The 13,199-nt window shown below is 37.7% G+C and carries 13 protein-coding genes; 7 read left to right on the top strand and 6 right to left on the bottom strand.

Going from position 1 to position 13,199, the window contains the following annotated elements; all coding sequences use genetic code 11:
• The first annotated feature begins 305 nt into the window (after window positions 1-305).
• Genes ACE1ET_RS01010 through ACE1ET_RS00995 form a run of 4 tightly spaced genes read left to right on the top strand, consistent with a single transcriptional unit; the run spans window position 306 to window position 3,220 of the window.
• Window positions 306-911, top strand: coding sequence for a YceI family protein (locus ACE1ET_RS01010; protein WP_375726492.1), 606 nt, complete (start codon window positions 306-308; stop codon window positions 909-911).
• A 38-nt stretch (window positions 912-949) separates the two neighbouring features.
• Window positions 950-2,134: a hypothetical protein gene (locus ACE1ET_RS01005; RefSeq protein WP_375726491.1), complete on the top strand. Its 1,185-nt coding sequence runs from the start codon at window positions 950-952 to the stop codon at window positions 2,132-2,134.
• A gap of 59 nt (window positions 2,135-2,193) precedes the next feature.
• A complete protein-coding gene (locus ACE1ET_RS01000; RefSeq protein ID WP_375726490.1) occupies window positions 2,194-2,796 on the top strand; it encodes a YceI family protein in 603 nt (200 codons plus the stop codon).
• Window positions 2,780-3,220 (top strand): RrF2 family transcriptional regulator, encoded by a 441-nt coding sequence (locus ACE1ET_RS00995; protein ID WP_375726489.1) that lies wholly within the window; start codon window positions 2,780-2,782, stop codon window positions 3,218-3,220. The genes ACE1ET_RS01000 and ACE1ET_RS00995 overlap by 17 nt, the downstream gene beginning before the upstream one ends.
• On the opposite strand, the gene ACE1ET_RS00990 is transcribed toward ACE1ET_RS00995, so the two are convergent.
• Window positions 3,204-5,210 (bottom strand): protein-disulfide reductase DsbD family protein, encoded by a 2,007-nt coding sequence (locus ACE1ET_RS00990; RefSeq protein WP_375726488.1) that lies wholly within the window; start codon window positions 5,208-5,210, stop codon window positions 3,204-3,206. The genes ACE1ET_RS00995 and ACE1ET_RS00990 overlap by 17 nt on opposite strands.
• Window positions 5,211-5,411: 201 nt before the next feature.
• On the opposite strand from ACE1ET_RS00990, the gene ACE1ET_RS00985 reads away from it, so the two are divergent.
• The 3 genes from ACE1ET_RS00985 to menB are packed head-to-tail and all read left to right on the top strand — an operon-like array spanning window position 5,412 to window position 9,696.
• The gene (locus ACE1ET_RS00985; protein ID WP_375726487.1) at window positions 5,412-7,202 is read left to right on the top strand and encodes a sensor histidine kinase; all 1,791 of its coding nucleotides are present in this window, start codon (window positions 5,412-5,414) and stop codon (window positions 7,200-7,202) included.
• Window positions 7,203-7,210: 8 nt separating this feature from the next.
• Window positions 7,211-8,875, top strand: coding sequence for a 2-succinyl-5-enolpyruvyl-6-hydroxy-3-cyclohexene-1-carboxylic-acid synthase (menD, locus tag ACE1ET_RS00980; RefSeq protein ID WP_375726486.1), 1,665 nt, complete (start codon window positions 7,211-7,213; stop codon window positions 8,873-8,875).
• Between the two features lie 2 nt (window positions 8,876-8,877).
• Complete coding sequence (menB, locus tag ACE1ET_RS00975; protein WP_375726485.1) at window positions 8,878-9,696, top strand: 1,4-dihydroxy-2-naphthoyl-CoA synthase; 819 nt, start codon at window positions 8,878-8,880, stop codon at window positions 9,694-9,696.
• Between the two features lie 108 nt (window positions 9,697-9,804).
• On the opposite strand, the gene ACE1ET_RS00970 is transcribed toward menB, so the two are convergent.
• From ACE1ET_RS00970 to ACE1ET_RS00950, 5 genes are read right to left on the bottom strand one after another with little or no spacing between them, the layout of a single operon-like run.
• Complete coding sequence (locus tag ACE1ET_RS00970) at window positions 9,805-10,422, bottom strand: cytochrome b/b6 domain-containing protein (protein ID WP_375726484.1); 618 nt, start codon at window positions 10,420-10,422, stop codon at window positions 9,805-9,807.
• A gap of 1 nt (window position 10,423) precedes the next feature.
• The gene (locus ACE1ET_RS00965) at window positions 10,424-11,380 is read right to left on the bottom strand and encodes a hypothetical protein (protein WP_375726483.1); all 957 of its coding nucleotides are present in this window, start codon (window positions 11,378-11,380) and stop codon (window positions 10,424-10,426) included.
• 22 nt (window positions 11,381-11,402) lie between these two features.
• Window positions 11,403-11,831 carry a c-type cytochrome gene (locus ACE1ET_RS00960; RefSeq protein WP_375726482.1) on the bottom strand — a complete coding sequence of 143 codons (429 nt, stop codon included), beginning with the start codon at window positions 11,829-11,831 and terminating at the stop codon, window positions 11,403-11,405.
• 24 nt (window positions 11,832-11,855) lie between these two features.
• Window positions 11,856-12,725: a DUF5777 family beta-barrel protein gene (locus ACE1ET_RS00955; RefSeq protein WP_375726481.1), complete on the bottom strand. Its 870-nt coding sequence runs from the start codon at window positions 12,723-12,725 to the stop codon at window positions 11,856-11,858.
• Window positions 12,726-12,738: 13 nt separating this feature from the next.
• On the bottom strand, window positions 12,739-13,107 hold the full coding sequence (locus tag ACE1ET_RS00950; RefSeq protein ID WP_375726480.1) for a hypothetical protein: 369 nt from the start codon (window positions 13,105-13,107) through the stop codon (window positions 12,739-12,741).
• Window positions 13,108-13,199 lie beyond the last annotated feature (92 nt).

Here is a 13,199-nt window from a genome sequence, read left to right as displayed (position 1 = left end):
TTAGTGTTTAACCCAAAGTCAAACACTTTATTGTTTTTATCAGGATCAAGTTAAGATAATGTCAAATTGTTGCTATATTATTTTAACTAATTCCAAATAGCCAGTTTCAAAATACTAATATTAAGATATTTACACACTTCATTAACTATTTTTTTACTTAATAATTTTGTTACAAACAAAACACTTTATAATTTTATCCTAGTTTTCCTATAGGATATATAGTTTATAATTATGGTTATGAGAACAAAACACTTTATAATTTTATCCTAGTTTTCCTATAGGATATATAGTTTATAATTATGGTTATGAGAACAAAACATTTTTTAATAGTATTAAGTCTGATGCTCCCGCTTTTAGTGGCTGCACAGCAAAAGGAGACATTTAAACTTGATAAAAGTAATCTTCTTATTAAAGGTACATCCTCATTGCATGACTGGGAGATGGAAGCAAAAGATGTAAGCTGTTTTACGGCAACGGAATTTGAAAACAACGAATTAAAGACATTCGAATCCATCAATTTTGTTTGCAAAAGCAATTCACTTAAAAGTGACCATTCCATGATGGATGATAAAGCTCATGATGCGCTTAAAGCCAAAAAACACCCCGACATTCTGTTCAAACTTGATGCAAGTTCAATCAAAAACAACAGCAGTGACAAATTCGACGGAACGCTGAATGGAACACTTTCACTTTCAGGTGTCTCTAAAAAAATCAATGTTCCTGTATCCGGAATTATAAACAACAATAATCAGTTTGAAGCCAAAGGATCATTAAAGCTCAAAATGTCCGATTACAATATCGATGCCCCCACTGCCATGTTTGGCACCATAACAACAGGCGATGTCATTACAATTGAATATGATTTTATTTTCACAAAAACCGAATCACAGGTTTTATCGGAGAACAATTAATAATTATAATTTTTTTAACGTTTCTAAAAAATTCAATTATGAGAAATTTAATAGCAGCAGTGCTTATTGTGCTGACCGGAGTTACCGGATTTGCACAGAATTTTGAAGCTCCTAAGCTGGATGCATCGAAATTCGAAAAAGTGAAGGCAAAAGTGGGAGGCGATTTTGCTATTCAGTATCAAGCTCTGAATCATTCAATTAACGGGAGTTCGGATTCATTGGTTGATTTGGAAAATAACATCAACCTACCATCAGCAAACTTTAATATTACCGCTGATTTGGGTCCCGGCGTTCAATTATATATGAATACATTTCTTTCTTCACGTCATCATAATGATGCCTGGGTGGAAGGTGGTTATCTGACAATTGACAATCTTCCTTTTTTACCTGCAGCTGATCCGGTGATGAAATACCTGACAATTAAGGCTGGCGTTTTTAATCCAAACTACGGTGATGCTCATTTCTATAGAAGCACTAATGCTCATGTAGTTGATAACCCGTTCGTAGGTAACTGGATCATGGATTCATACACCACCAACCCGGGAATGGAAATTATGTATCGTAATAATGGCGTTCTGGCTATGGTAGGAACCAACAATGGAAGAATGAACTATGGTCGTGGAAATGATCTTGGCAAAGACCTTGTTTTCCTATGGAAACTTGCTTATGACAAACAGTTTACAGATGATTTCAGAGGACGTGTTTCATTATCCGGCTATCATGTACCGGAAGGACACAGTGGATCTTACCTGTATAATGCAGACCGTGCAGGTGCCCGTTATTATGATGTCATGTTATGGCATACCGAGAGCCTTATGGATCCTGCAAACCGCAGCACCGGACGTTGGGATCCGGGAACAGGACAGACACAAATGAACAGTTACCAGGCTAACATATTTGCACAGTTTAAAGGTCTTAATATTTTTGGTATCTATGAAGATGAGACAGGTGTAAGAAGAGGTGCCGATCAACACTTTACACAAACAGCTCTTCAGGCCATCTACAATATTGGTGCATTTTATGTTGGCACACGCTGGAATAATGTGACAGATAATGCAGGATCAAAAGTTACACGTGTTAATTTTGGTGGCGGCTGGCATATGCTGGATGATGTTCTGGTAAAACTGGATTATGTCAATCAGAAATATGACGGACCTGCTTTCGGTGAAATAAATGGTGGTAAATTTAATGGCGTAGTTGTTGAAGCAGCTATTTCATTCTAGTTTTAATAGTTCTTTTACAAGAAAAAAACCGCACCGTCGTGCGGTTTTTTTTCCTCTATATGTTAAATAGAAAATTCCATATTATCATTTTAACAGTGCTGTTCAGCTGTTTTTGTACCGCACAAGGCAAATCCGGGTACGATACGGGAAATATTGATATATCAGGAACCTCAAACATCAATACCTTTTCATTTCATAATACAATAAAAAGCCATGATGTTAACTCGTTTATTTACGAAGCAGATTCTATGCGATACCCTGGACTGATACACAAATTATCGATTGAAGTTTCTGACTTTAAGAATGATAATGTGACTTTAAGAAAAAATTTTCTAAATCTGCTCAAATACCCTGAATTTCCATATATCTATATCACGGTAATTCAGAACCAGTTGAATCAGGACAAACCTGATACGGAAAAATTATCCGTGGAATTAACCTTAACAGGCATAACCAGAAAATACAAGATTAATTGCTATGTCGTTCCTCTTCCCGATGGTACATATACAATCTCAGGGAAACACTGCATACATTTAAAAGATTTTGGACTGGAACCACCATCAAAATTTTTTGGATTAATCAAAGTAAATAACGATGTTTACGTTAATTTTGTGATCAGGACAAACAGACCTCAAAACTACTACAATGAAATTCAGCACTAAAACACGTTACGGATTAAGAGCAATGATGGAGATCGCTAATTCAGATCAGAAGACAGGGATCTTTCAGAAAGATATTGCTGCCAATCAGGATATTTCCTTGAAATATCTTGATCACATTATCCATGCCCTTAAAGTTGCAGGATTAATTACCAATGTTCGTGGGAAAAAAAGCGGTTATATCTTAACCAAATCACCTTCAAAAATAACTGTCTTCGATATTCACAGTGCCTTTGAACCCGGGATATGTGTCATTGACTGCCTGTCGCGTAATATTAAATGTGAACGCGAAAACATTTGTGCTGCCAAGGGATTCTGGGGCAAACTTAACAACCAGATTGTAACATATTTTAAAACCGTAACACTAAAGGAACTGATTAACGAACAGACTAATCTGGATGATGGTTCCCCTATTCCCTGTTGTTAAATTCGTTTGTTGCTTTATCAAGAAATTCAATAAAATTGTCCACATCCAAATCGTACGCTTTGGGTTGCTCTAAAAGATTCTCATTGTTATCTAACAGTACATAGTAAGGTTGTGAATTGACTTTATACCTGCTAATCTGAAAATCTGCGTACTTCTTCCCCAGCGTTTTTTTCACTTTACCATCAAATGTTGATGTTATCCAATCAGTTTCAGGAAGTTTCGTTTTGTCATCCACATACAATGCCACGATCACAAAATCCTCCTTGAGCCTTTTCAGCACCTTGGGATCCGACCATACCCTGTCTTCCATTTCACGGCAATTCACGCAACCGTGACCTGTAAAATCAATAAATAAGGGCTTATTTTTTTCACGTGCACAAGCCAGGGCCTGATCATAATCAAAATAGCCTTCGAGACCGTGAGGTAAATGTAAAAACTCAGCATATTTGGGTTTCTCGCAAATAGTCTGAGAATCATCCGTTTCGGCCACCGAGATCTTTTCCTGCATAATCCGGGTCAGATCAAAATCGTGTGTTGAACGTGGTGGCAGATATCCGGCAAGTGCTTTTAAAGGTGCTCCAAACATTCCTGGAATAAGATAAACCACAAAGCTAAAGGTTACTATCGCCAAAGCCAGACGTGATACAGTTACATGTTTAACGTCACTGTCATGTGAGAACTTAAGTTTACCCAGAAAATAGAAACCCAGCAACGTAAAGGTTACAATCCAAATCGCCAAATAGATTTCCCTGTCAAGAATCCCCCAATGATAGGTTTGATCCGCCACACTCAGGAATTTCAAACCAAGTGCAACCTCAACAAATCCCAATACAACTTTAACCGTATTCAGCCAACCACCTGATTTTGGCATCTTTTTCAGATACCCCGGGAAGAGTGCAAAAAAGGTGAAAGGGAGCGCAAATGCCAGAGAAAAACCCAACATACCCACGATTGGAGTCAGCACAGCACCACCTGCACTGGCCACCAAAATAGCTCCCACAATAGGCCCGGTACAACTAAAAGATACCAGCACCAGTGTAAAAGCCATAAAAAAGATCCCGATCAGACCACCCTTCTCTTCATTTGCGGTTGATTTGTTGACGATCCATGAAGGCATTGTAATTTCAAATGCGCCAAAAAAGGATGCCGCAAAAACCATAAAAATAATAAAGAACAGAATATTAGGCAGCCAATGCGTACTCAGAAAATTTGCAAAATTTGCACCAAAGGCAAGAGCAACAACGGTTCCAACAATGGTATAAATCGCAATAATGGATATGCCATACACCAATGCATTAAACTTGCCGCGCGCCTTATTTTCGCTTCCCTTTAGAAAAAAGCTCATGGTCATTGGGATCATCGGGAATACACATGGTGTAAAGATTGCAGCCAGTCCCCCTAAAAATGCAAGGAAGAAAAACCCCCATAAACCGGTTTGATCAGTTGCTCCTGACTGAGACAGATCTGTTGCCTGCCCCTGAGTTGTTTCTGTATTTTTTGTTTCAGGCAAAACCTGAGCCTGGGCCTCTCCCACCTCATATTCAAAATCATAGTCATCCGGTGGGATACAGCGTTCATCATCACATGTCATGAATTCAACGTAACCTTTAACCAGTACATGGTCAGGATCAGTCACCTTAAAGGTCTGAATAAAATCTACCTTCCCTTCAAAGTATTGCAGATTCATATTAAAAGACACATCAAATTTTTCAATTGGCTTTTTTGATGTATGAATCTCACCTACCGGTTCCAGTCCGTAAATAGTATCATAATTAAATGAGGTAGCAATCGGGCCGTTATCAGGAATCTTTGTAGAATATAAGTGCCAGCCTTCATCTATATTGGCTGAAAATATAAGATCAATCCTGGAATTCGCCTTTATATCTGTTGAGCTGAGTCGGGATTCCCATTTTACAGGTTTTACAATCTGTGAAAAAACAGAAATTGGGAGTACAATAAATAAAAGTGCAGCTGCAAGTGTTTTTCTCATGATTAATAACTATTTTTAAACTGAAATTTTAGTTTTTAGTAAATTGTAAAAAATATACATAAATAACCATTTTTTTTCGATATGGTTTTTTTTTAAATGTTTTTTAATAAATACACAGACATTTAGATGCCTGAAAAACTTATAAAAATAATACTACTGTGTTGTTTCCTCTGGATTTTCAATCTAATACATGCTGCAGAGATGAAACACGTACTGGTGTTGCATTCATACTTCCCAAACCAGGGGTGGACCAGACTTGCCAACGAAGGAATAATGTCCACGCTCCACAAAGAAAAAGATCTGGCTATAACAGTGGATATCCGGTATCTTGATATGAGAAATGACACCAGTAAAACCCGTTTGACTGATATTAAGAATGATTTGCACGATGAATATCCGGATTCAGGAGATGTGGATTTACTGATTATTGTGGATGATCTTGCATTCCAGTTTGTGAATGAAAAAGGCAACGAATTATTTCCGGATGTTCCCATTGTATTTTGCAGTGCTAAAAACTACAAATCTGTGGATTACGGGAACAGGCCTGTTACCGGAGTAAATGAATCCATAGGTCTTGTTAAAAATATACGTTTGGCAAAACAGTTATTGCCAAAAACAACGACAGCCTTATTACTAAACTCTGAAAACCTTCCAACCGGCAAAGGGCATCTTGCTGAATTTGAAGAATTCCCTAAAGAGGTGGACGGTGTTGAAATAAGGCTTTGGAAGGATCATACAAAAAAGTCGCTTCTGGATGCCTTATATGATCTTCCTGAGAATTCTGTTTTATTTTATGGAATTACCAGTTTTAGGGATGACCGGGAACTTGATCTGATTGTTAATTTACATGATTTTAGTTTCTTTACTGATAACACAGATGCTGCTATTTTTTCGCACAACTACGACCTGATTAATAGTGGAATAATGGGAGGATACACCATAAAAGCGGAAGATATTGGAGAAGAGACTGCCAATATGGCTATCGAATATCTAAAGGGGACCCCCATTGATAAACTTCCGGTTAAACTTGTTACCTCGGATCACCTTACGCTGAACTACAATGCGTTGAAGAAGTATAACATACCGATGAAGAACTTCAACAACAAATCCATTCTGGTAAATTACAGTCCCAGTTTCTGGGATCAGCATAAAAACATTGTAATATCCATTGTTATAATTTTTATTATTCAGCTAATTTTTATCGTTATTCTGTTAGAGCAGCGCCGTGCACTTCAAAAGTCCCATATTGAACTTAAGTTAGCTCAAAAATCAGCTGAGGAAAGTAATCAGATGAAGAAAGTTTTCCTGGCAAACATGAACCATGAAATCAGAACTCCTTTAAATGCGATCATCGGTTTTTCAAATCTGCTGTATGAGGAAAACCTGAATGAAAAGGATAAAACGAAATATTTGAATTTGATCAATGAAAACTCAGAAAACCTGCTCAATATTGTAGGAGATTTACTTGACCTTTCGAAAATTGAATCCGGAGCCCTTGAGTTATTTCCCCGAAAGGTAAATGTGGATCAACTTATTAAAGAAATTTACGACACATCTAACATGCTTAAGTTTGAGCAGGAAAAAACGAGTTTAAAGTTTATACAGGTAGAACCGGATACAGAAGATAAAATTTCAATTTATACGGATCCTTACAGGTTAAAACAAATTCTGTATAATCTGGTTATAAATGCTATAAAAAACACTGAAGAAGGAGAAATAAAACTGGGATATGAATTAAATGGTAAGGATGTGAAATTTTTTGTGGAAAATCCCGGGCTACATTTAAATGCAAAAGAAAAAGAACGGGTATTTGAACCGTTTTACCATCCCTTAAAAGCATATAATATTTTTAATAACAGCCTCGGAACCACCCTTTCATTGATGTACCGTTTAGCAAAATTATTAAATGGCTCGCTCACAGTTGATGACATTCCTGGTGACGGTACAGTTTTTATTCTTTCTTTACCTTTAACGCAAAATGATTCTAATTAATTAAATTAATGCAAAATAACAGTCACCTGTCTAATATTGCATCATTAGTCTCGGATTGTATTGCCGTGGGAATTACAACAATCGTTGTATCACCCGGTTCCCGAAATGCACCATTAACCATACTGTTTTCATCTGTCAAGTCAATAGATATGCATATTGTTGTGGATGAACGATCAGCAGGCTTCTATGCACTGGGAATGGCACAACAATTGAACAAGCCGGTTGCCGTAATCTGTACCTCAGGGACTGCATCTTTGAATTATGCGCCGGCTATTGCCGAGGCCTACTATCTGCAGGTTCCATTACTGGTTCTTACAGCAGACAGACCTTTGAAGTGGTTACACCAATCGGAAGGGCAACAGATCAACCAGACCGGAATTTACGATAACTTCAGCGCTGCCTCCTTTACATATGATACTGAAAAAGATCAGCACGAGCTAAAAATTATAAGCAGAAAAGCATTTGAAGCATTAATTATATCTTCGCGTCCGGTTCATATAAATATCCCATTAGATGAACCCTTGTATAATCTGGATGAGGTATACCCGGTTCACAGCCATGTTTCCAACTGGACAATACCGGAAAAGCACTATGAGTTTAAACTGAGAGAAGAAGAGAAGTTATTCATCCAGAAAAATATATTAGTTGCGGTAGGATGCAAGCAAGCAAATAAGGAATTCATCCAGATAATCAATGCATTAAGTCAACACTCCAATGTGGCCGTACTATGTGAAACCACGGCAAACCTTGCCGGAAGTAAACTGATCAGAAATCCGGACCTGTTGTTTCCTTCACTGAATGAACAGGAAAAAGTCAATTTACAACCGGAGCTTCTGATTACCATAGGAACGCACTTTATATCAAAACACCTGAAGCTGTTTCTGCGAAAATATAAACCACTGGAACACTGGCATATTAATCAGTTTGACTATTATCCTGATACATTTGAGGCGTTAAGTAAAAAACTGAAGCTTCCGCCTGAATTTGTACTTGAAAAAGTTAATACCGGAATAGAAACAACAGATTCCGATTATGCGAACCGCTGGCAAAAACAAAGTAAAAAGATAAGTATCGGCATTTCGGATTACATCATTCTTCAACCCTGGAGTGAATTTCGTGCTTTTAAAAGCATGTACGACGCTATTCCATCCGGTTCTGTATTACACCTTGGCAACAGCATGGCCATACGCTATGCACAGTATATCGAAGCACGTTCTGATATTGAATACTTTTCAAACCGAGGTACCAGTGGCATAGACGGGTCCCTTTCAACCGCTGTGGGTGCAGCCATCGCTTCGGATAAACAACACACGATTATTCTCGGCGACCTGAGCTTTATGTATGATTCAAATGCACTTTGGAAAGAACAACTTCCTGACAATTTAAAAATTATTGTACTCAACAATGGCGGTGGCGGAATCTTCAGATTTATTAACGGACCATCAAAATATGATGGGTTTGAACGTACATTTATTGCAAGACATAGCAGTAACTTTGAACATATTGCAGCTCAGTTCAGCGTACCATATCATCCGGTTCGAACCGAAACTGAACTAAAGAAAGTATTAAATGGTTTTTACAATACAACAGGTATCGAGTTGATTGAAATACAGACAAACGAAGAGGAGAACACTAAAATTCTAAAATCTTATATACATAAAATTATTGATTGATTATGGGATACGACTGGAAAACGATCAAAGAATACAAAGACATTAAGTTTGAATTTTTTGAGGGTATTGCCAAAATAACCATTAACAGGCCGGAGGTTAGAAACGCATTCAGACCTCAGACTGTGATGGAAATGAGTGATGCGATGGTTATCTGTCGCGAAAATCAGGAAATCGGTGTTGTAGTACTTACGGGTGAAGGTGATAAAGCTTTCTGCAGTGGTGGTGATCAGAATGTTAAAGGGAAAGCCGGTTATATTGGCGAAGACGGCGTTCCGCGTCTGAATGTACTGGATCTGCAAAAACAAATACGTTCGTTGCCAAAACCTGTTATTGCCATGGTAAACGGTTATGCCATTGGTGGAGGTCATGTACTGCATGTAATCTGTGATATGTCCATTGCTTCTGAAAATGCCATTTTTGGACAAACAGGTCCAAAAGTCGGAAGTTTTGACGGAGGTTTTGGATCATCTTACCTGGCAAGAATTGTTGGACAAAAAAAGGCACGCGAAATATGGTTCCTTTGCCGTCAGTATTCCGCACAGGAAGCACTGAACATGGGACTGGTAAATAAGGTAGTTCCCTTGGATAAACTGGAAGATGAAGTAGTAGATTGGGCCAGAACCATAATGATGCGTAGTCCGATGGCCATAAGGATGATAAAGGCAGGATTAAATGCTGAGCTTGACGGACAGGCAGGTATTCAGGAACTGGCAGGTAATGCTACCCTGCTGTTTTATATGACCGATGAAGCTCAGGAGGGCAAAAATGCATTTCTCGAAAAACGGAATCCGGACTTCAAAAAATTTCCAAAATTCCCTTAAAGAAATTTCTGCTTAATGGAAAACATAGAAAACGGGTATCTGAAGATTCAGATACCCGTTTTTCAACTCTCTTATTAAACCCTCTATTTAAACTAAATCTCTTTATAACTAATCCTCATGATACCCCGTAATAATGCTTCTGTAATTCCTGAATGGATGTTTACCAACTGAGGCCACATACAAATGAATAAACAGAAAAAGAGAAATCAGAAACCCAAGAGATGCATGGAAAATAGCTGTTAACCTTATTCCACTGGTTTTTAGAAATCTCTCTATAATTACTTCAGGAAACAATAGCGCCAACCCTGTCAGAATAACAAGAGGAACCAAAAGATACATTGCTGTTACATATGCAACTTTCTGTAAGGGATTAAATTTTTCAGTTTTACTGACAGGGAAAGGTTTTGGTTCTCCCTTAAAATATCCGCTCAGATAGTATTGCGATTGCTTAATTAAACGATTTATCAACCCTTTAAAATGCAATTTATACGCTTTTCTGTTGCCTGTAACTGAATTTATGACGATAAATGCTAAATAATTTATCAAAGTTATCACACCAAAAAGGTTATGGAAAGGCACAGCATACTTAAAATTAATGATTGGATAATTAATATTGGAATACTGCATACTGATTCCGGTAGCAATTAGCATAATAATACTCAGAGCATTTATGCCGTGCCACACACGCAACCATTTGGGATACAGATATAATTTATGATCACTCATGCTATTTCTTTCTAATTATTCTGGCAATTATATGAATAAGAATTCCTGTGATGAGCAAAGCAAAAATTGCCACACTGGCATAGTTCAGAAAAGGAACCCTGTTTGCGCCAATCACATAAGCTTCATTTTTAATTGATGATCCCAACCCTTCTTCAGTACGGGATTCAATAGTCATATACTTGTACAATTTAGCCTGAAGCAGATTATTTGAGCTGTGACACTCCACACAGTTCTTAATTGCTTTTTCCTTGGGAAGAATATTGTGGGATACCATCAATGTATCTTCTTTAGCTGTATGGCACTCCAGACATCGCACATTTTTAAAATGTAACGACTGATTGGGCAGCCAGTCATGGGCATCTATTATCTTAGGTCGCTCACTCTCCGTGTATATGTGAAATACACTCGCATCGCTGTGACACTGAAGACACATATTATTATCAACAGCTACAATCTCCTCAATCGGATAATTCTGGGAAGTTGCGACCAATTTGTTTGTATGCGGATCGTGGCACATTTCACATTTGAAGGCATCTCCCAGTTTCTCAGCATGAACACTTTTATTTGCTTCTTCCGCAATCTCATCAAAATGCAGATGTGCATATGTCGGGTCCCCTCCATGGCAATCCATACAGCCATACTTGAATTCAAGCTTCAGCTCAGCACCATGAGGATAGGTTGCATAATCCGGTGAGTGACAGTCATCGCAGGAAAAAGTACCATGAACTCCATGCAGAAACATAGTTGAATCTATCCTTATATAAGGATTCATCCTTTTCTTTTCTGTCAATCCGGTATAATCATTGTAAAAAGAGTAATATTCCTTACTATGACAGTTTAGACAAGTTTGCGATGTTTCTGCGAGTTCCTTTTCCTCTGCGTGTATATTGAACACAGACAGAATCAGACACACCACTCCCTGGAGAATAGCATAACGCAACCTTCCTGAATATTTCATGAAATGATAAATCTTTTAGCTATTATTCTTTTAATGTACGCAGGTACATAACTACCGCCCAACGATCCTCTTCCTCCGGAATCTTAGATTCAAAATTCGGCATCTCATCTCTTCCTATAATTGACTGATAATAAACGGTGCCATCTGACTCTTTTTGAAATGCCTCAGATGCAAAGTCACCAGGAAAAGCCTCAAGATTACGCGCCTTAGGACCATCACCTTTACCAGCATTTCCATGACATGAACGGCAATGCTTCATATAATTCATTTTACCATACTTAACAATATCAGCATCATCAGCATAAGGATTCTTCATCGTTTGATACTTTTCAGGAATATCCCACGCTTTCTTCTCCTTTTTATCATCCTGTGGTTTTGATATGAAGGAAGATAAAACTACGACTGCAAAAAGAGCCGCTACACCTGCAAGTAATAATTTATTTAGTTTCATAATTACAATAATTTATGTTTATAATTAAAAGCTCCAAAGTCTTGTAATGGTAAATCCTATTCTGAATGAACTTACATCAAATTCATTATAATTATTAACCATTATATCCTGCGGAAGAACGCCACCGAACTGTCCTGCATAAATCTGAAATGCATGCGTACTGGTAGAGATCTCGATACCAACTGCTATATTTGGACTTGTATTATTTCCGTTTTTATTTCTCAGAACCAAAAGTCCCAAAGGCTGATCATAGTTAAAAATGAATGATGACTGCGGTGAGAATTTAGCCCTACCGTTGAAATGAACACCGACCTTGTCAAAATCTGACTTTGTTCTGTCAACCATGTTATAGTGTGAAAAACTTCCACCGGCCTGGATGGTTAACCAGTCATTAAACTTTCTGCTGACAATGAATTGTGAAAAATAAGAGAATCGTCCCATGAAAGAATAATCCTTTCCGAAATAATCATCCGCTTGTCCGTTTATTGCCGCAACTCCGTAAAGAGTTAAAGCTACAGGAAACGTATTCTTACGGGTCTGTTCAAATATGGTCCATTTTGCGTTAAAGTCATGTGTCATATTTGATTTAGACAACCCATAACCAATCTCAACATTATTTAATATGACATAATTAAATCCAAGACGAACATTTGCACCCGGTGCGTACAAACCATAAAGATCTGATATACCATTTGCCATGGTACCGAACTTATGCTGAATAACGTACTCAAGCGTATTTTTGTAAGGAATATAAGTTGTTTGATTATCTATCAGATAACCGCTTTGAAAAGGAGGACGAACAGGTTTGTCCTGTTCCTTTTCTTCGTCCTGAGCAAAAAATGATAACGCGCAGAAACAGAAAATCAGTGTGAAAATAATTTTATGTGGTTTCATCGTCTATCTGTTTTTAGTTATTTTTTGCACCTTGTTCAATCCATGCAAGCACGAGCTTAGCCTGGGCACTTGTATACTTCGCACCATGACTACCGTCGGGTGAAGGTTTTGTATACAGTTCGCTTTCTGCTGGATTTGATGTATTAACGAGCCCCAGATCCATAATACTTTCATAAGCATTTCCTGCCGAAAGATCAGGTTTTTTCATTGACGGATGACAATTGGTGCAACTCTGTGTCGTAAAAATAGGTTCAATGTCTGCTGAAAAACTAACGCTTTCAGGGACACTTCCAAAACCATCGTCTTCAATTATATCTTTATATTCGCACGCCACAAAACCTAACATGATAATGAAGCTGAATATGATACTTATTTTTTTCATCCTTTGAATATTCTGAATTAAACGTTCTTAAACTATAGTATCAAATAAAGGCTGCAGGTTAGCAGCCTTTATTTATTTTTATCAAGCTATAT

The organism is Quyinboa mangrovi (assembly GCF_042219825.1).
Classification (GTDB): Bacteria; Bacteroidota; Bacteroidia; order Bacteroidales; family UBA5342; genus JBHJHP01.
This window is presented reverse-complemented; position numbering and strand designations above follow the sequence as displayed.